The 20853-nt window shown below is 41.0% G+C and carries 14 protein-coding genes and 1 pseudogene; 6 read left to right on the forward strand and 9 right to left on the reverse strand.

Features of this window, described 5'->3' with window-relative positions; genetic code table 11:
* Window positions 1-80: 80 nt before the first annotated feature.
* Window positions 81-2213, reverse strand: coding sequence for a TonB-dependent hemoglobin/transferrin/lactoferrin family receptor (locus AB4583_RS18000; protein ID WP_372118603.1), 2133 nt, complete (start codon window positions 2211-2213; stop codon window positions 81-83).
* Between the two features lie 224 nt (window positions 2214-2437).
* Between AB4583_RS18000 and AB4583_RS18005 the strand changes: the two genes are divergently transcribed.
* A complete protein-coding gene (locus AB4583_RS18005) occupies window positions 2438-3325 on the forward strand; it encodes a LysR family transcriptional regulator (protein WP_065584957.1) in 888 nt (295 codons plus the stop codon).
* Here AB4583_RS18005 and AB4583_RS18010 read toward each other — a convergent pair.
* The gene (locus AB4583_RS18010; RefSeq protein ID WP_102320807.1) at window positions 3317-5998 is read right to left on the reverse strand and encodes a bifunctional acetate--CoA ligase family protein/GNAT family N-acetyltransferase; all 2682 of its coding nucleotides are present in this window, start codon (window positions 5996-5998) and stop codon (window positions 3317-3319) included. The genes AB4583_RS18005 and AB4583_RS18010 overlap by 9 nt on opposite strands.
* A 216-nt stretch (window positions 5999-6214) precedes the next feature.
* Here AB4583_RS18010 and AB4583_RS18015 point away from each other — a divergent pair, with 216 nt between their 5' ends.
* Together AB4583_RS18015 and AB4583_RS18020 are read left to right on the forward strand one after the other, a co-directional pair.
* Window positions 6215-6778 (forward strand): SPOR domain-containing protein, encoded by a 564-nt coding sequence (locus AB4583_RS18015; RefSeq protein WP_017069919.1) that lies wholly within the window; start codon window positions 6215-6217, stop codon window positions 6776-6778.
* 179 nt (window positions 6779-6957) lie between these two features.
* Complete coding sequence (locus AB4583_RS18020) at window positions 6958-7953, forward strand: D-alanine--D-alanine ligase (protein ID WP_372118607.1); 996 nt, start codon at window positions 6958-6960, stop codon at window positions 7951-7953.
* A gap of 157 nt (window positions 7954-8110) precedes the next feature.
* Here AB4583_RS18020 and AB4583_RS18025 read toward each other — a convergent pair whose 3' ends face one another.
* Window positions 8111-9079 carry a tyrosine-type recombinase/integrase gene (locus AB4583_RS18025; RefSeq protein WP_102320805.1) on the reverse strand — a complete coding sequence of 323 codons (969 nt, stop codon included), beginning with the start codon at window positions 9077-9079 and terminating at the stop codon, window positions 8111-8113.
* A gap of 100 nt (window positions 9080-9179) precedes the next feature.
* On the opposite strand from AB4583_RS18025, the gene AB4583_RS18030 reads away from it, so the two are divergent.
* Both AB4583_RS18030 and yciH read left to right on the forward strand, forming a co-directional pair.
* Window positions 9180-9548: a DUF3319 domain-containing protein gene (locus AB4583_RS18030; RefSeq protein ID WP_372052244.1), complete on the forward strand. Its 369-nt coding sequence runs from the start codon at window positions 9180-9182 to the stop codon at window positions 9546-9548.
* A 3-nt stretch (window positions 9549-9551) separates the two neighbouring features.
* Window positions 9552-9863, forward strand: a complete 312-nt coding sequence (gene yciH / locus AB4583_RS18035) for a stress response translation initiation inhibitor YciH (RefSeq protein WP_008221404.1) — start codon at window positions 9552-9554, stop codon at window positions 9861-9863.
* Between the two features lie 1147 nt (window positions 9864-11010).
* Here the strand turns inward: yciH and AB4583_RS18040 are convergent.
* Window positions 11011-12849, reverse strand: coding sequence for an NACHT domain-containing NTPase (locus AB4583_RS18040; protein ID WP_372114594.1), 1839 nt, complete (start codon window positions 12847-12849; stop codon window positions 11011-11013).
* 1327 nt (window positions 12850-14176) lie between these two features.
* Here AB4583_RS18040 and AB4583_RS18045 point away from each other — a divergent pair.
* Window positions 14177-15485 (forward strand): annotated as a pseudogene (locus tag AB4583_RS18045) (GGDEF domain-containing protein).
* An 806-nt stretch (window positions 15486-16291) separates the two neighbouring features.
* On the opposite strand, the gene AB4583_RS18050 reads toward AB4583_RS18045, so the two are convergent.
* The 5 genes from AB4583_RS18050 to vxrA are packed head-to-tail and all read right to left on the reverse strand — an operon-like array spanning window position 16292 to window position 20684.
* Entirely contained in the window at window positions 16292-16444 is a 153-nt protein-coding gene (locus AB4583_RS18050) for a YoaH family protein (RefSeq protein ID WP_004731009.1), read from the reverse strand.
* A gap of 41 nt (window positions 16445-16485) precedes the next feature.
* A complete protein-coding gene (locus AB4583_RS18055) occupies window positions 16486-17640 on the reverse strand; it encodes a conjugal transfer protein TraF (protein ID WP_017069084.1) in 1155 nt (384 codons plus the stop codon).
* A 50-nt stretch (window positions 17641-17690) separates the two neighbouring features.
* Window positions 17691-18578: a DUF2861 family protein gene (locus AB4583_RS18060; RefSeq protein WP_102320802.1), complete on the reverse strand. Its 888-nt coding sequence runs from the start codon at window positions 18576-18578 to the stop codon at window positions 17691-17693.
* Entirely contained in the window at window positions 18578-19237 is a 660-nt protein-coding gene (gene vxrB, locus AB4583_RS18065; RefSeq protein WP_017060099.1) for a response regulator transcription factor VxrB, read from the reverse strand. The genes AB4583_RS18060 and vxrB overlap by 1 nt, the downstream gene beginning before the upstream one ends.
* Window positions 19212-20684: a sensor histidine kinase VxrA gene (gene vxrA / locus AB4583_RS18070; protein ID WP_017065947.1), complete on the reverse strand. Its 1473-nt coding sequence runs from the start codon at window positions 20682-20684 to the stop codon at window positions 19212-19214. Before vxrA ends, vxrB begins: the two co-directional genes overlap by 26 nt.
* Window positions 20685-20853 lie beyond the last annotated feature (169 nt).

Genomic DNA, 20853 nt, shown 5'->3' on the forward strand with positions numbered 1-20853 from the left:
CTTGTGATCAAGAGACAGGCAATTAAGCTGGCTTTTTAGTTTCTGCTGTATCAGATTCTGTCGTTAAGTTTTCTAACGAGTTAGAATTCGTATTTAGCTGTAATTGACCAGTTACGACCTGCTTGCGTGTAATCTTTATCTTCTTGTGAGAATCCACGAACGTCATTCCACGAGTAGTACTCTTCATCCGTAACGTTGAAGAGACCTGCTCTAAGCGTAAGATCCTTCATCGGCAAGTAGTATGCTGTTAGGTCAACTACAGTTGCTGAATCAATTGGTAGAATTTCATCATTCAAACCATCGCTGTTGATATCACTAGACTTCTTACCTGCTGTGTAGCTTATGTTAAGTGATGTACCCCATAGTGCTGAAGGAGCATCATAGTTAAAACCAACGACAGCGTTCCAAGGGTTTACACTGTTAAGAGGATTACCTTCGCCATCTTCACCTTCAGTATACGTTGCAGAAACACGAGTACTAACACCTTTCACTGGCATGAAGCTATTCCAAGACTGTGTATTTGACGCTTCGATACCTTTAATTACGGCTTCATCAATGTTTACATTCTGATATATTGTTGGATCGGCCGGAGTGGCTGAGCCACTAACTGCTACGTTATCAATAAAGTTATCATAATCGCTGTAGAAGATAGCGATTTCGCTTGATGAATAATTTGTGTTATGACGCCAACCTAACTCGTATGAAATACTTTCTTCAGCTTCTAAGTCAGGGTTAGGGGCATTCAAATAACCGTGAGCAGGATTACCAAATGAGTAGTAAAGCTCTTGGAAATCAGGAGCTCTAAAGCCTTGGCTGATTTGACCGAAGATCTTATTTTCATCATTAAGCGTGTAAGTTGTACCCAAACGTCCGGTAACAGCTGAGTCTGAATATTTTGCATAAGACTCTTCTGGGTTACCACTTGGGTTTTGACTTGTATCACCTGGATCAGTTTCAAAACCATCAAAACGAACACCCGGAGTAATCATCCAATTTCCGATCGTCATTTCATTTTGAGCAAAGAATCCATATTTTCTTTCAGATGCGGCAGGGATGTAGAAAATAACTTGGTCTGCGCTGATGGAGTTATATTCGTTATTAACGTTTTTAATGTCTTTGTCCGAATATGAAGCGCCATAGATAAAGTAGTTTTCTACATTACCCGTCATGAAGAACTTATCGAATTGCAAATCAAATTGATAACCTTCATCCTCGTAGATATAGTCCTTTTTCTGAACATTACCTGCCGGAGGTAGGAACATACCGCCATTAGAAGTACGATTAGTTACGCCATTCTCTTCTTTGCTCAGCCAGTCAGCTTGCCAAGTAATAGTATCTGCAAACGCTAGGTCAGCATCCCAAATATGTTTGATACCGATTTGCTGTTGGCTAGTTGTGTCTTCGCCAGTGTAGTCGGTGTAACTTGCACTATTTAAATCGGTATCACCAGAATTCTCAATGAAGTTACCAGAAAACTCTAAACGGTGTTGTTCGTTTAATTGGTACTGAAGCTTAACCAACAAGTTGTTGTTCTGAGTATCTTGCTCATCAGGTGTACCAAAGTTATCAGTTTGCTCACCGTCTCTGCGAGTATAAGCAACTAACGTTTTTAGGTCGCCAATACGATTTGCTAAAGCAACCGATTCGCTAAAGGTATTATCAGATGAAGAGTAGTTGAACTTCGCGTGGCCACCGAAGTCTTTGTCTTTTAAAAAGTCACTCGGGTCTTTTGTTTCGAACGCAGCAATACCACCAATCGCGTCAGAACCATACAGAGAAGAAGCCGCACCTTTAACAATCTCGACAGACTTCAACATATCCGTATCGACATCAATGCGTGAAGAGTTAATGAAGTTATATGACTGAGTACCACTTGGAGTAAATTGGCTAGTTTGTGATACTCCATCAACGATAACCTTTACTCGGTTACCTTCCATACCACGAATGTTAATACCTTGAATCCCTTGGCGAGAATTCGTAGTCACCGTGACACCTGGTGTGTACTTAAATAAGTCTTCTACATCCGTAACCATGTTTTTTTCGATATCTTTATCGTTAATCACAGTTACCGACGCAGCAACATCTTCAAGTTGTTGATTAGTACGAGTCGAAGATACAACAACCTCGTCAAATAGGGCATAATCTTCAGCAAAGGCTGATGTTGATGAAAGCGCTAAAACGATTGAAGCAGAGAGCAGGGATTGCTTATACATCTGATAGTTACCTTAGTTCCATAGTATTATCTTGATTTGCGAAATATAATATTGGATCTAAATGATAATTACTATTATTTGCATTTAAATAATTTTCAATTTTATCAACTAACTCATAATTAATACTCTTAAATATCTGTATTAAAAAGACTTTTACAGTTCCATTCACAGCCTGAATGCTTCTGTTTTTGTGATTCAAGTCTCATTTATAAAGTAGGAAAGCTATGCATAGTCCAATAACACTTGAAGCGTTACACATCCTAGACGCCATCGACCGACGTGGAAGTTTCGCCGCCGCGGCCAATGAAATGGACAGAGCGCCTTCATCACTCAGCTATCAAATACAGAAGCTTGAACAAGATCTAGACATCATGATTTTTGACCGCTCAGGCCACCGTGCAAATTTCACGGAAGCGGGTCAGTTGATACTTGAGCAAGGTAGAATCATTCTTGGAGCTACAGAACGTCTTGTTAACGAGGCAAGCATTCTAGCCAATGGTTGGGAGCTCGATTTGACCATCGCCTTTGATGGCATTATCCCGATTGCTAACTTTTTCCCACTGGTAGATGAACTAGGAAAAATCAGTAAAACACGCGTTCGTTTGCAAGAGGAAATCTTAGCGGGTTGTTGGGAATCTCTCACAGATGGTCGTGCTGACTTATTGATATGCCCTAAGCTCGATACAATTCCAAACGATATGAAAAGTGACGTAATTGGTAAAATGGAGATGGTGTGGGTCGCGGCATCAAGCCACTATGTTCACAATCGTTCTGGTGAATTCGATCAGAAGGCGAGAGAAAGTTACAGGGTTATTGCCATTGCAGACACCGCACGCGATCAGCCAGCACTAAGCATCAATATTCTAGAGAAACAGCCACGTTTAACCGTGACAAGCTTTCCTGCGAAAGTAGAGGCTTTGACATCAGGACTAGGGATTGGCACCTTACCGAATAGTGTCGCTAAACCTTTGATTGAATCTGGCGTACTACAGCAGATCTCCGGTACAGAACCACAACCGATCGATATTGTTATGGCTTGGCGACGCAACAAAATGGGCGACGCCAAGTCTTGGTGTATCCAACATCTTAAAAAGACATGGGCGTTAAAGTAACGGTAACACCATATCTGCAGTACCATCTTCAAAGCTGATATCTAGCTTAAAACCGAGCTTTTGAGCTAGTGTCAGCATCCCTCTATTGGTTGGCATCGTCATACCCGACATCTGCTTGGTCTGCTTCGCACGGCAGTAATCGATAACCTTGGTCATAAGAATGCGACCTAGACCAACACCTTTAAGGTCAGAACGAATCAATATTGCGAATTCGGCGTCTGTGTTCTCAGGGTTAATCAGCGCACGGGACACGCCGATGATCGCTGGAACGCCTTGTTCCTCGCGAACGACCACAAAGGCGATTTCTCTATCGAAATCAATCTGAGTGAAATTCGCCAACGCCTCATGATTGAATTCACCGACATCACTAAAGAAACGCTTATAGAGATCTTCCTTAGACACACGGTTAATGAAGTCAGCATGAAGCGGTTCATCTTCGGGAAGAATAGGACGTAACAACACTTCGGTTCCATCTTTTAGCTGGATACGCTCTTCAAGCTCGACCGGATAAGGGCGAATCGCAAGACGTTCCTGTGGATCGCCTTCGTACGCTTTCAAGATGATATCGGCATCTAATATCGTGAACTTGTCACCATTGGCCAGTACTGGATGGATATCCAAATCATGTATTTCAGGGCAATCCACTACCATTTGCGATATACGTACCAATAACTCAGACAAACCTTCTATATCGATGGGGTTAGGGAGTTTTTGTAGACGAATCTTGCCGCTTTTTATCGCTCGAATAATCAAGTAACGCGCCAGTGTCATGTTGAGCGGTGGAAAAGCAGCTGCGGCATCAATCGACTCATCCCACTCCGAACCACCTTGTCCAAGTAATATGATTGGGCCGAAGGTTTCGTCTGTTGTAACCTTAATACGTAACTCTTGGCCGCCCGCGAGCTTAGCCATACCTTGAATTAACAAGCCGTGGATGTTTGCTGTAGGGAAGGATAATTGAGAACGATCGAGAATTGCCTGAGCCGCATTGGCAACTTCACTGCTGTTTCGCAAATTGAGCATCACGCCTTGTACGTCTGACTTATGTGCAATATCCGGCGAACGTAATTTTACTGCGACGGGATAACCGATCGTTTCAGCGATGTGTACCGCTTCACTTGGATCAGAAGCGATCCAAGTTGGTAACACATCGAGGTTGAAGCTCTTGAAAAACTGACTGTTTTGGTGAGTATCAAGGTTAACTGTATCTTTATCCAGTAGTTTTCTTTCTATCCAACCTTTCGCATCTGCTAGATCTTCAATGTGTACTTTTTCTGCAGTGGTCGGCGTTTCCATTAACTGACGTTGGTTACGTCTGTACTCGACTAAGTGCATGAATGCGACCACAGAGCTTTCAGGGGTCCGATAAGTTGGGAAACCCGCTTCGGTAAACAGCTTTCGTGCGGGCCTTGCTGTTAGCTCACCAGACCAATTCGTCAGGATGTTAAAGCGCTTGTGGCGAGGGTGCTTCTTAATCGCTTCAATAATTCGTTCTGCCGTTTTAGCGGAATGTGCGACCGCTGAAGGGCTGTGCATGATAAGAATCGCGTCTGCTTCATCGCCATCGAGTAAGATGTTTATAGTGTCGATATAACGTTGATCACCAGCGTCGCCGACAATATCGATAGGATTGCTATGAGACCAACTCGATGGCAAAACCTTGTTCAACTTATCAAGTGTCTCTTCTGAAAACTCTGCGAGCTTACCACCGCGGTCAAATAGGGTGTCCACAGCCATAATCGCAGGGCCGCCACCATTAGTAACAATAGCCAAGCGCTCGCCTCGCAATGGTACTGAATGAGTCAGTGTTTCTACCGCAGCAAACAGTTCATGTAAGTTCTTAACTCGTAGCATGCCGCTGCGTCGGATTGCGGAATCATAAATAATATCTAATGTGTCGGCACCGCCAGTGTGAGCCATTGCTGCGGCTCTGCCTTTCGCCGTTCGACCGCCTTTCAACACCAAAATTCGTCGGTTACGCGAAGCCGCACGCGCTGCAGAAATAAAGCGCCTCGCATCAGTAATGCTGTCTACATAAAGCAATATCGCTTCGGTGTGAGAGTCGGTACTGAGATAATCCAATAACTCCGAGAATTCGATATCGCTACCATTGCCTATAGAGATAAACGCCGAAAAACCGATCTCTTTGTCATTAGCCCAATCGAGAATAGTGGTACACACAGCTGCCGACTGAGAAACAAAGGCGATCTTACCGGGTAATGCTGTCACTGGAGAGAATGAGGCGTTCAAATTTAACCAAGGAACAATCACCCCCAAACTATTGGAACCCAACACTCGAATGTTGTGCTTTTTGGCAATCGCTAGGCATCGTTCATCATACGTCTCACCATTATCGCTTTCTTGCTGCATGTCTGAAGAAAGCACAATGACAGAGGCTATACCTTTCTCAGCCAGTTCTTCAAAAATAGCGACATTACGGGTCGCATTGGTACACAAGATTGCGAGGTCAGGAACAATCGGTAACGACAAAATGTTCTTGTAAGAAAGCACACCGGCCACTGAATCATATTTCGGCGTAACCGGCATCACCGCACCTTTAAAATCCCCATGCAACAAATTGTTCATAACAATATATCCTGCGCGTGTTTCTCGTTGAGAAGCACCAACAACAGCGATTGAACGGGGTTTAAGTAGGGGATCAAGATGATTCATAGACATATCCTAGCAATGCACGTAAGTTCATCGTAACTTACTTTGCACTCACAGGTTGATGGCAAATTCACCGAATTCAGATGAATAAGCAAACACTGCATAAAGTTTGTGAAATAGGTCACCCACTAATGGTGTATAATCCCAAAGTTAACTTGATTCTAAACCGACGTATCGGCATGATTTATAGTAATTATTATTAAGGATATAGAGCTTTCCATGAAAAAATTTGCAATTGTGACTTTGCCACTGCTCTTGGCTGCATGTGTATCTGACGACTACGTTACCAATGTCACTTCAGATAGTTATCAAGAAGAGTACAAAACGGCAAAAGTTGAAGCTCCAGTTGTATCTCAATCTGAGCAAACAAGCGTTGTTGAAGAAAATGTTGTCAACGTGATCAGAACCGAACCTGTTGAACAGAAAGTCGCTCAAACGACTCAAGCTAAGCCAGTTGCAGTAGTGACAGGCCCAACCAAGAAACAACAAGACATGAACCAACGTTTTGGTTACACAGTTCAAGTTGTTGCTGTTGGCAGCCAAAGTAAAGTCGATTCTTTCGTGAAAATGCTACCTACGACTTCTCAACCAGTTTGGGAAAACTACAAAATGGTTAACGGCACTAAGTGGTTCACGGTACTTTATGGTGACTACGCAACACGCTTAGAAGCTAAAAAGGCAATCTCAACACTGCCGAACACTTTCCAAAACTTGAAGCCGTTCGTTAAGAGCATTGATGACATCAAGAACTCTGAATACCCAACGCTTAACAAGTTGAACTAAGTTTTGATTCATAAAGAAGGGGCAAATGCTCCTTCTTTTGTTTTAAGACTCGCTGTTTTGTTTAATAGTTAATCGCTCGATCTTTCGAACGCAATTTTAACAATCAAAACACTGTACCTATCTCGACTTTTGTTTATCATTGAAGTCAGTACTCCTAGTTTCAAGGACCGAATTTACCCATGAACACCACAAACATCCTTCTACTTTGCGGCGGTGGATCTTCAGAGCATGAAGTATCTTTAGTTTCAGCCAATTACCTTTTTGATCAACTTAATAGCGTTGCAGATTTTAACGTTGTAAGAGTTGAAATTAAGAACGAAGGCTGGTGTCTTGATTCAGGTGAATTGGTTTATCTTGATATTAACGACCAAACCTTACGCGGTGACAATTTAGCATCTAAAGTCGATTTCATTGTGCCTTGCATACACGGTTTCCCAGGTGAAACAGGTGACATTCAATCACTGTTTGAAATGGCTAAAATTCCATACCTAGGTTGTGGTCCAGAAGCAAGCAACAACAGCTTTAACAAAATCACGTCAAAGCTTTGGTACGACGCACTTGGTATTCCAAACACGCCGTACCTGTTCTTATCAGACAACAATGATCAAGCTCACTCACAAGCAACTCAAGCATTTGAAAAGTGGGGGAAAGTGTTTGTGAAAGCGGCTCGTCAAGGTTCTTCTGTAGGTTGTTACCAAGTTAACCAAGTAGAAGATTTAAGCGAGGCTATCAACAAGGCGTTCACTTTCTCGGACCAAGTATTGGTTGAGAAATCAGTGGTGCCTAGAGAGCTAGAAATTGCTGCTTATGAAATCGATGGCGAGCTACACATCAGCAAGCCGGGTGAGGTGATTGCACCGAATGGCGCATTTTACTCTTACGAAGAGAAGTACAGTGCAGACAGCCACTCGATCACTGAAGTTGAAGCAAGTAATTTAACTGACGAACAGCGTGAATTGATTGCAGACAGCGCACGAAAAGTCTTCACCCAGATGAAGCTTCGTCACTTGTCTCGTATCGACTTCTTTTTAACGCAAGACAACGAAATCTACCTGAACGAAGTCAACACCTTCCCAGGTATGACGCCAATCTCCATGTTCCCTAAAATGGTTGAGCATGACGGCCACAAATTCAGCCAGTTCTTAGAAAACTGCGTGAGAACAAGCCTTTCTTAGGTTTCTAACTCGTTTTCGTTCACTTAGAGCTGAACCAACAAGTGCCTTAAGCTTTCGCCAAGGCACTTTTTGTTTTTAAAGCTAGCCGTTTTTTACGAATCTATCATTTAGCCACAACTCATATCCAAGTAACAATATCCAAGTAATTACGAACCGTTTATTGCCAAGGTATTAGCGCCTTAAACTTCATCTTCTCACTCTCAGCCGTTCCCGTGAAACCCACATATTGGGCTGGCATGGCAGGGCTAAGCCAGCGACCAAAGTCCTGAATCTCTCTAACCTTAAGACCTTGTTTCGACAACTCTTGTGCAGCACCAACACGAATCGAATTTCCAGAGAAATGGTGATTTTCTGGCAGTTGAAGTAAGTCGCTAGCTCTTCTCAATATCCTATAGATGGACGAATCATCTAAAGGCTGCAAACCAATATTCTCATGCTTGTCTATCGCACGAAATACTGGCAAGTCATCTTGTATACCAGTAAACGAAAGCCAACGTTGAAGTGCAACACTGGCTATTTGTGACAACTGATAAGCCGAATCTTTGACTGTTACTTGGTAATGATCTTCAACGTACTCAACATCACTCATCGATAACAACTTAAGCTCTGAGCGCTTTAAAGCACACTCGAACATCACGTTATAAATAGCAATGTCTCTGATCTCTTTCAGGTTTGCTTTCTCATGGGAGAGTAACGTATTCAAATCAGTGAGATGCACAGATGTCATAGCATTGGTTTGTTTAGCGTCACCGGCCATTTGAGATTGTAAGTGGAGTAGGGTAAAGCGAACTTGCCTGTGCTTGATCGGGTTAGCAAAGCTCAACACAGTATGTAACATGCTAAGCGTTGCAGTGTAACGTTTTAGCGATGCGTATTTTCTATCGTTAGACTCCGTTTCAAGAAAACGACGAACAGCGGTTATAGATGCGGGAAGTGTGTTAATACGATGTTTGGTACAGAACGCATGATAGCGATTCCAATCACTGTAAATGCCCAACAGTGAATTGCGAGAGTATTGAAATCCTGTCAACTCATCTATAATTTCTATTGTCGCGTTGCTGTTTAATTTTTCAACAAATGAATTAATTATCACAGAGTCAGTTAAAATAGGGACTTTTTTTCTCAAATTACCATACCTCGACAGGTGTTTTTACCATATTATGCTTGATATCATTATTAGTATACTTATGATTAATGCAGTGAAAACAGAAAGATGATTAATAGATATGGCTAATTCAATTTACCGAAGCGTCCATCTTCAATCGATAGATGCTAACAACACAGTTTGGCGTGCTAAGTTAAAAAACAACGTTATTCAGGGCAACCTAGCTGCCGTGAAAAAGAGTATTGATTGGTGGATTGATACCGCATCTATTATTGATCCAAAAGAATTCATATCATTAAATAAGTCGAGAGGAACTGGTGGCTCGACTGAAAACTTCAACGGCTACCAAATCAAGAATGACACCGGTGAGCCTAATGCGTGGTATTGCATGTTTAACGGTCGCTTAATCAAAGGCGGCAAGGTTGCAATCCAACGCCATATAGAAGCTTACTTACTCGCAAAACAAAAAGCAGAGCAACAAAAGAAGTAAATTATGAGCCTAGTATATTCAACAGAAACAGGTCGCATTAAGCCTGAAGAAGAGAAAGTCCAACGTCCTAAAGGCGATGGTATCGTTCGAATCCAAAAAGAAACCAAAGGCCGTAAAGGCAAAGGCGTTTCTGTCGTAACTGGCTTAGACCTAGATGACGCACCATTAAAACTAATGGCAGCAGAACTCAAGAAAGTTTGCGGCTGCGGTGGCTCAGTAAAAGATGGCAACATCGAAATTCAAGGTGACGCGCGCGACAAGATCAAAGCGCACCTTGAAAAGAAAGGCTACAAAGTTAAATTTGCTGGCGGTTAATCTCTAACTAATACCAGGGTTAAAATCGAAGATTATTATCACTGGTTATTAGGTATTTTATGGTAAATAGCCAGTATGGTTAAATACACAGTATAAATTAGAGAATATCGGCACAATACAAAGGCAGGGCATCACACAAAGATACCTGCCTTATAAACATCAAAATCCATTTAACATAACGTACATAATACGCACTGAGCTTGTAAGCCCCAGATAGTAATGTCACTATTTTCCAAAGTTATTCTTGTCATCGTTTCCTCTTAAACCCTTAATACAACTGGTGCCTCAAGCATATTGAGTTCACCAGCATTCTCTAAATGCTCTTTTAACCCAACCATTATATGTGTGGCCAACATCTACATGATTCGTTTACACAAGGCAGATCAACGAGAACATTTGTTCTGTCTGTCTGTCTGTCTGTCTGACTTACATCTTCTTGTACTCATGATTCAGCGCGCTGTGTGTAAACCTTGTGGGCATTGCTGTCGTTTCTTTTTCAGATTTCACACACGCCACCGTGTTTCTTGTTGGCTACACGCGTTGAATTCTGTTTTGGGTTATCCACTAAGCCAGTTAAGTTTTCTCACACGAGCTCGTCTGTAAGCTTCCATGCTGAGTTTTTTAAACCCAACTTACAGCTCGCTCTAAAGTTTGTGTTTGTTGGTTCGATTATTGGATTACTCTGTGTGTTCATCAGATCTCCGTAATGTCATGAACAGACATGTTCACATGGGTTAAGTCACTTTACCGAAACTCACAAACATCCATGCTCGCGGTTATTTGCCTTTAGACTATCGTTGGAATGTATTTAAGGTTCACTTTGACCGTGCTACCTTGGTCACGAACGACGCGAGTTTAATCCGAAAGAATTGCTCAGTTTTGCGTATTAGCGCGACGAACATCGTCAGCTCGTCGAACGCCACGGTCGAATTGATTCCCCCAAAATATTATCCCCCGAAAGCGCATCCGCTGCCGTTTCGGGGGGGAACGTCGTATACCAAAGATACCTTGGGTTCAAACACACACACAGATATTATTAAGTTGTCGCTCCACTATATTGCTCACTAAGAGTCCATTGAGGTTTGGACTACATTGAGGAGCCTACTTATATAAATCGTGGTGATATTTTTCAACGCATAAAACAAATCTATAAATCAGATACATCATTTTCATCGGAAGATTCTTTTTGGTCATAAAAGTAATCTAACTTCTCTTCTAATTCAGATTCAACAGAATCTAAAGAAATTTCCTGTTCGGCAAAAGATCTTAAAACACTATTTACAATTTTATCTTCTAAACCATATTTAGAAACTATGTCATTCATTGAGTACATATTTTCAAGACGATGTAATTTATGTGCAGGATTTAAATCTTGACACAAGTCTGTTAGGTCAAGTTCATATATTTCTTTATTTATCAGACCTAAAACCTCATCTAGATATTCTTCATCAATCAACTTCCTATAAAAATACAAATCCATTGGTTTGGTTTCTATAATGCTCGCGTCTTTTGATATATATTTTGAGTTAATCATAAACCTCACCAAATGACTAAAATCATAAGTTCTTAAAACTGAAACATCAAAATCATCACTATATGGTCTAATGAACTTTTCATTTAGTAAATATGGAACAAGTAGGTACTCGAAAAAGTAAACCTGATCTATTTCATAAAGAAAGTCTAGAGTTTTATTAACCTTATTTCTAAATTCTACGTTTTTTAAACAGTTGCTGTAAAACTGTTCTTTTTTATTATGATGAAGACCTTCAACATGTTTTGCAGCATAAAATTCCTGAAAACTTTTATGCATAAACTTATAATTATTTCTGCCATCCGATATAACTATATTACATACCTTAGTTAGACATCGAAATAAAGGTGTAACATTCGAACTATCAAGTTTCTTCTTTTTTAAAATACTTTCAGATAACTTGTCAAATTCATTGTTATTAAACTCATAAATGTCATCACACCCAAGCTTATATGAGATATTATACACAACTTCTAATATTTGATAATCATGAAGACCAATACCTATCTCTCGATCAACTCTCTTACCTGACTTAGTCCCATCATGAACTCTTAGTAACGTACTAAATACATTTTCATAGAATTGCGACATCGTTTCAGGAAGGTGTTTCCAATGCTCATACGTAACATTAATTAAAACGGCCAGCAATGGCGTTTTAATTACACCCGACACAAATTTACTCTTATATATTTCCCTTATAGCCTCTTGCGCTCTTAACTTATCACCGCTAGCTTTTAAAATTATTTCAAAAGCTTGTTCTCTGTTTATATCCATTAATTTGTAGTTGGTGGAAAACTGATTTTTAGTTATTTGAAGATCAGGTCTAGTCGTCACCGTGATACTCGTATTAGGATATTTTTGGTGTAATTTTGTTATTTCACTGACACAAGTATCCATTAAATAACTAGGTAACTCGTCGAAAGCATCAAAAAACAGTATCAAGTTACCATCTGTAAGTAACTTTTCAAGGAATGAAACATTCACACTCAGCCCATTATTGTTAAGCCAATCACAAAGTTGCTGTTCTAAACCTCCATCTCTGAAATACTTCAATTCAAAGAAAATTGGAATCTCATGTGATTCTTTTTCAAGAACTATTTTTTTCATCAGATATCTTAGCATAGTTGACTTACCATGACCTGCAACACCAGAAATTACATTAATATGCCTTGATTTGATAAATAACTTTTCGGCTGAAACTTCAATATTATCTGATGTTTTCATATTTATCGGGACATAAACTTCATCAATAAACACTTTCTTATCTGGGTTTGTGATTGTATAGAAATAGAAATAGCTAACTACTTTCTCTGAGTAACATTCCATTTCCTTTTTCCCAGCATAATTACTCCATTTTTCAAAAAGTTTTTTCTTAATAAATTTAACAATCTCCGAAGCTTCATTTCCTGATACTTTTTTTATAGCTGAATCAGCACTTACACTAACTAAATCCATATATAATTCTCCTGTTATTGCTAGTGATTAAAATTAAAAAAACAAACCTAGGTTATAAAATGCGAATTCACCAACGACTTTACTTCGCTTATGTAAAAACTAACAACCTGATAGTCATAATTTATTTTCTCATGTTGAGTATCGACATTTTATGATGGACATTGATACTTGTGCCGTTTCTCTGCTGTAAAACCAGATACACCCTATCCTTGGCTCTAGCTCCTCTCCTGCGTTTAACGTACCGCTCATTCAATAGCGCATTTTTTAACACATCGAAAACGTGTAACGGCTAGCCAATCTATCCCAATAGCATTTCTGTGTTTTAAGCTAATTGCCATAGTTTTTTCATATTGAAACTTAGTAGCAATTAGATCAAAAATATTTACTACTCTCATTTTTAGTAGCGTAATTATATAAGTAAAGCTCATTTATAACAGTGATTTAAATCATTAGCTATAAAGCTAGATGCTGATAGCTCAGTCTCTTATAGATAACATAAAAAAGAACAACTTTTATAACAAAGTGGCTCTTTGGATTGGTCGGTCTTATCGGGGTTTTTGTAGCGTTTTCTTGTCGTGTTCGCCTTGACCACTCGTCCATTTCTAAGCGTGTAGCCCTTCATTAGCTGGCCGTTTTGCTTTCGGCCTTTGCACTTGTGTCCTTTCATTCGGAATCTCCAGTTTTCGTATCCGTTGCTCTTGGCCTTTTTGCATTCGCTTTATCCAGTTGATGTCCGTTTTCAAAGCTGCAATCGTGCCAAGGCTTGAGATTCAACCTGTAATAAGATCGATGATTAACGCATCAAGGAACGCCATCACTTTGTTTTCCATCGAGATGCGTAGTATTCAAGTAGGTATCCGCATGCCTAGCATATCAACCACAACAGCACCCACTACAAACCAATAAGGGTTAGGGATGCTCTGCAGTGCATTGAAGCCTTGTTCGACATATGGCGCGTAATTGGGAATGAAAGACAAGATGAGTGCTACGAAAGATTAAATAACTAACAAAGTGTTTCGATAAAATTGAGTTTAAAAGTGACACTGCAACATAACTACCCTCCACTTTAATTGATGAACAGTAACAATTGCCTCGTGACTCGTTATTACAGCAAGCCATAAAACTTGCACACACCACTCTGATTACAACAAACCGAGCCGCTTTAAATTTAACTGTATAAATATACAGTTAAATTGTTACCCCCGTAAAAACCGTACTTATTGAGCAAATAACATTCAGAATCAAGGCTCTGCGTTAGTTTTAGGTATACCGATTCCACCTAGGGCAATACTCAAATAGAATCTTCGATTGCGCCAACTCTAAGGCATTGCGCATTACATTCGAATCACGTGTACGGGTTAGTATCATGAGCGACAAAGCATTCCGAAAACTCAACATATTCCTTTCGATTTTTTGCCTAGCAATCACGCTAGTGTCGTTGATCTTTTTTAATACGCTCATGAATAAGAGCTACGTTATTACACCCGACAAATACCCTACACGCGTTAACACAGACAGAGACCACGATGGTGGCACCGTAGGCTCATTACATAAGTCAGAAGATGGAATTGAGTTACAGTGTGACTTCGAACGAACCTATAGCTTACCCTTCTGTGAAATTGAATTCGTTATATCGATACAAGGTAAAGGGCTCGATCTCTCTACGTACGATTCGGTCACCATTAATATGGATTACCAAGGCCAAGAAGACCCAAGGTTTCGCTTCTACATTCGTAATTACGACAAGAATTACAGCGTGAAAGGCGATGCTATGTCGAATAAGTTCAATCGCTTAGACTTCTCGTTACCAGATAAAAACCACATCGACTTAAACTACTTCAACGTTCCTTTTTGGTGGATTGATCATTACAACCAACCGATTACTAGTAGCGCGGTAGACATTACAAACGCGGTGTCTGTTGAGCTCGGGCTTGGAGCGAGCACGCTTGATGGACATCATTCACTTAAGATCTCGAGCATTGTTTTCCACGGTAAAATCATCAGCAAAGCTTTGTTAGGCGAACTCCTAATTGGATTATGGGTGACGTATGCCATCTATTATGTGGGTTGTGCGTTACATATCGCGCAAAGAAGCAAAACGCGTGCAGCAGAGCAACAACGCTATTTGACCGAAGAAATTGAAGAGCTCAAGGTAAAGGCAACAACCGATCCGTTGACCGGATGTAGAAACCGAACCGAAGCGTTAGATACCTTCTATGATTTCGAATGGCAGGCGCAACAAGGAAAAACGATTCACATCGCGTTGTTTGATTTAGACCATTTTAAGCAGATCAATGATCAACATGGCCATGAAGTGGGTGACAAAGTACTTATTCAGTTTGTCGCAACGGCGAACGAGAGCCTTGGTGAGCAGTACTTGCTTTATCGCTGGGGTGGTGGAGGAGTTTCTACTCGTTTGCCTGGAACAAACTGCGCTACAGTGTAACGAATCTATCAATGATTTTTACCTAGCAATGGACCAAAGCCCTTGGCCTAATGCGCTTAAAGTGACGACTTCGACCGAAGTAACGCAGCTTAACGAGCATGAATCGATACGTACTGCCATCAAACGTGCAGACAAAGCGCTCTACCAAGCGAAAGACAACGGACGAAACCAAGTCGTTACGTTTTATTAAGCCTCGCTAGACTGGACTGCAGTTACACATTCAACTCTCTGCTAATACTCAATCACACGCCATTAATGCCCTGTCGATATCTACTCTCCAATTAAGCACCCGTTAGATTCTTAAGTGCTGACCAAACAAGCCCATAAGCTTTGCTGTCTCATCAGAACTTAAATCGATTCGTATGACTATAAGCGCGCTCTCGCCATCTGCTATAACACCATCTGTAATAACACCGTTTGCTATAACACCATCGATAGCATTCTCAGGTTGATACTTATCGTTCCTGAATCGCTCTATAAACCGCTCTTCCGTACGCCTCTAAGCTTCCTAACCATTTGTTTTAAAAGTCCACATATTTGGCTAGTAACGCGCGCTCTAACCAGTGGTAAGCCATTCGCGATATCGGTTTTGAACATTACCGCTGTGGATTGTCTCACTCCGTTCTTCGATGAAATCATCATTTGTCTGCTTCTGAACATTCATGGATTCTCATCCGTTCAAAATACAAGTCACAACGTCACTAGCCGTAAAAACACCATATATTTAGCCACTTAGGTACGGTGACACAAATACTGACACCTAAAAGGCGATTGTTTTACTTTCAGATCTTGCTGTAATTTAATTACAACTCAAAACCAAGGAAAGCCTGAAAAGTGGATTACTCCGACATAACTTACTGAATAAAAAGAATTTAATGATTTTGGATAGGTCGGGAATTCAGGGTAGCTAAAGAGTTGGTATGTACGAGATAATATACTAGAGGGTAATATATTTAGTTATAGTGCACTAAGGGTTAAAAAAGAAGGGCTGATGCCCTACTCTTCTTTATTACTCATTTCTTCACGAATTTGCTCAGCAACGATTTTGATAGCTTGCGCTGTGCTGATGCCTTGGGTCATCATTTCTTGAATTCGTTCAACAGCTTTCTGTTGTTCTTCGTGAGAAAGGGTTGGTAAGTCGTTTAGCATGCTCTGCTCCTTTATTTAGGAGCAGAACTATATAAGGACTGTTAGTAACTAGCAAGGAAATTGATTGATGCACCCATTGCATTTTCATTTGTGTAGTTAGCACTTAGATCTAGCTGAAACAAGTTCAATGGCGAGATACCAACACCAGCTGTCACTGTTCCTTCTGAATCAGAGTAAGCCAGGTTCTTGTAATACCCTCCCCTTAGCTTAAGCTGACGTAACAGGTCGACTTCGGTACCAACACGAATCATCTGTTCGTTGTCTTCGAACGAAGTAAACTTCTCTGCTTCATTCAAATCATAATCAACACTCAACGTAAAGTAATCAGAAACGATCCCCGCACCAACAGTGTAGACAGGCCCCAGGTTATAAGAATGACTCGATGTTACTGTTCTTGTAGCCCCTGTGCTGCTTGTTAGCTGTTGGCTAACGGATTTAGTTTCAATCTCACGGTCTATAATATTCGTTGCAGAAAAACCCACTCTAAATGGGCCGTAAAACCAAAGCGCACCTGCATCAATATTAAATGTAGTTTCCGCGGTGTCGTTTTCTCGAACATCACTTAGATCGTAGTTTTGTGCCGAGGCAATGTAGTTATACGTATAGATTCTTTGGAGTTTTGGAGAAATACCAAACGACAAATGTTGTCCCATGAACGTTTGATATTTTGCTAATGATATACCAGCTTCCATAATGCCAATAGAAACAGCTTTAACAGCAGTTAACTCAGCATTAACCAAGTCACTATTAGCAGCGTCACTAGATGTATCAGGGGTTACAAATGATTCAGTGTATGCTTTTGCAAATACGTTTGCTGCAATATACTGATTTGGTAGAGCGAATGCTACAACACCACCTAAATCAACATTCAGGCTATCACCATTAAGAGCATCTAGATCAGAACCAGTCACAGTACCTGACTCAATGCTGTCAACTAAATTATCGATATCATCAACTAAGTTATTAGGGTCATTATAATTACCGCCAAAACTTGGCGTGATCATTCCCATGTCATCATTACGACGATAAATGGCAACAAGTGCTGGGTTATAGAATGGAGCAGTTAGGAAGTTTGCTGAAACAACACCAACACCACCCATCGCATCACCACGCGCTTCAATGGCGTAGTTTGCTGCTGAAAGAGGAAGACTGGCGAATGCAATTGACGCTGCGAGTAGTTTTGTAGTTTTTTTCATGCCGTTTATCTTTGTTAGATCCCTTACATAGTTAACGGCACAATTTTAAATTACTTTAACTCTTCTTCGCTAGAAATATCATAAGTTTTACTGATAGTTTGTGCTTGTTCTATCGCTATGTCGCCTTGCCAGCGTGAATGCACCATTGAAACCGCTAAAACATAGCGATCATTAGGAAGTTCTTCACCAGTAAGGTTCATTGGATAATCAGATTCATAGCTCTTGCCCCACACCTGCTCATAGTGTTCATCGACATAATCGTACAAACCAATTTCGAGTTTAGGAAGAGGACAATAAGGGTTCAGAAGTTCTTTTTTATCGATTCGCCAGGTGTCTTTTGAAGACCAGCGAACTTGCTGGCGCATTGCAACTTCACCAAGGATAATCCAAGTACTCCAAGAATTTCCACCATCGCCTTTCACACTTAAACGATACAAACCCGATTCAAGTTGAGAGGCTAAATTGTAACGCTTGCGGTATAGACTCACCGATTCGTTGTTAACCACTTCACTGTCTTTGGTTAACTCACTGTCCGAAGAAACGATCTTATCGACCCACTTCTCGAAGGTAATGTCTTGAATGTTGTTTTCGGATTCAACATTAATCGATACACGAAAGGTATCTCGGCCAGGGCTTTGAATGATGTGTCTTTTAACGACGACTGAACTAATCCAATCTGGGAGTGTTTTTCTGGTGAGAGTTTTACCACAATCTTTGTTCAATGCTTGATCGAACAGTTCATTGAGGTGATCTTCTCGTGATTGAGACGAGTTGATTTGCCAAACTTCCACTAATGAGTCAAACATCTGAGGTAAATCATTATCTAGCAGATGTTTATGAACTTGAGTCAGAGCATCGCTGCTCTTAAACCAATCCGTTGCTTGCGCGGTATTCGCTACGCAAGAAAACATTAATAGTGGAAGTAAGGCTATTCTCATTACGCTTTCATCTTGTAACCAACGCCACGCAGCGTTTCAATTTCTAGACCCGGCAGTTTCTGTCTTAGTTGCAGAACGTGCGTGTCTACCGTACGTGTTGTTGGGAAATGGTTGTAACCCCATACATGGTCAAGCAGTTCATCACGTGTAAACACACGTCCAAGGTTACTTGCCAAGAACAGTAGAAGGTCAAATTCAGTGCGCGTTAACGTTACTTCCTGTTCATTGAAAAACACTTCACGTGTCGCTTTATCGATAACAAGATTCTGAGCGATAACTTTTGATGCATCTTGTTCTTCAGAATCTGGCAGGCGAAGTTGAGCACGAATTCGAGCAAATAGCTCAGCCTCTGCGAATGGCTTTGTTAAGTAGTCGTTTGCACCTGAATCTAGGCCCGCTACTTTGTCTTTTACTGTCACGAGAGCCGTCAGCAAAATAACTGGGATATCTTTCTTTTTCTTCCAACCTGGAAGTGAATCTACTGAGTCGCCATCAGGAAGTTGACGGTCTAGAATCACTAGATCCGCTTGTTCCCAGTAGCCTTCAACTTCAGAGATCAGTTCTGCATGCAAACATTCATATCCAGCTTGCTCAAGGCTAACTAATAAACCGTCAGCTAAATTTTTATCATCTTCAACGAGAAGCAATGTCTGTTTCACAAGGTATCTCCAAAATAAATGTTGTTGGGGGGCCGATAAGCGTCATGTGACCGCCCATTTTTCCAACCATAGATTCCACTATCGTCAGACCTAAACCGAGTCCACTCTTACTTACGAATGGCTTTCTTAGTTGCCCCCAATCTTTGCGAGACAAGTCTCCATTATCTATAACTTTGAATGTCAGCTTCTTGTCAGAAGTATTCAGTTCTAGAATTACTGGAGCCACACCGTATTTCACGGCATTTCTGATTAGGTTATCGATGCACGTTCCCAACCAATATACGTTCACTTTTGCAGCTATATCTTTGTTTACACGGAGTTCAATCCCCGGCGCAAAGTCTTCTTCAACTTTGTATTGGAGCCACTCTTCAACACTTGGCACCCACTCTGTTGCGAGCGGTTGATTATCTGATTGCAGGTAATCTTTACTTGCTTCCGCCAACTGTCTTAAACGGCGTGTATCTTCACACAGCCTACGGAACTCATCATATACCGATTCTGGTAAGTGTTCGAACTCACGCCTGAACCCTTCCACCGTCAATGACAAACTCGCAATCGGCGTTCTTAATTCGTGCGTTAGGATTTGAAGAACCAGCATGCGACTCTTCATCTCTTGTTTCTTGCTGTTCCAGCGGTAAATCGCCCAACCTAAGACAAGCATGATGTTGGCAATAACCAAGATAAACATGGCGACTTGCAGAAGCTCTGAATGATCTTCTATTTCCCAACACACATTACCACGCTGGACAAAACAGCTTTTACCTTCTGAAGACAAGCTAAACGATAACCCAGCAAGCGTGGCATTTTCGTTCCAGACTGATTTTTTATACAGGTAATATCTGTCGCCGCGTTTTACCCACATCTCATCAAGCTCAACAAACATACTGGCACCCGCTAACAGCGCGGTGATCGCTTCGCTATCCATTTGTTGCAAGCGAGACAGTAGTTCATCGTGTTCGGTGTTTGGTCGCTCTTGAATATGCATAAAGCGCTTCAGAGAGTCGAATTTTTCTGGGTACTTCTCAACGTATCGTGCCGCATAAGAACCGCCGCCAGGGTGAATCAAACCACTACGGCTAAACCAACGGTCAGAAAGCTTGGTGCCTTTACACATTGCACGAGTAAAAACTAAAGGCTCAGTAATCAAAGGGCTTAACGGCAGTTTACCACTACAGGTTTTTGATAACTGGTACAAGCGCTGAATGTCTTTTAACGGGTACTCTGCTGTTTGTGGCAGCATAGAAGACGGCATGATCAAACGTGTTGGATAATCAGCCTGTAGCACTCGAATATCGTAAGATTCGATTGCCGTTTCATGATCAAAGAGTTTGGTGAAATTATCGATACGCTCAGGTAAAGAGTCAGCAAATGCGTTTGCAGACACAGACAACGTAGCGATAAGAAGAGTAAATGTTCTTTTGATGATCACAAACCAACGCAAATTCATATAGATCAACCAAATATATACCATTCGCTATCAAAGATAAATTTTTAACCGCATGAAAAACTTTGAGAATGGCGAGCTACAGAGATAAAGGCCAATATATTACGGCCACATTGTACATACGTACTAGTAGGCTGACTGGCAAGCCAAACCTCAATTGCGACAAGTTTTG

Origin of the sequence: Vibrio sp. 10N.222.49.C12, from assembly GCF_041475025.1 — a bacterium.
GTDB lineage: Bacteria > Pseudomonadota > Gammaproteobacteria > Enterobacterales > Vibrionaceae > Vibrio > Vibrio crassostreae_C.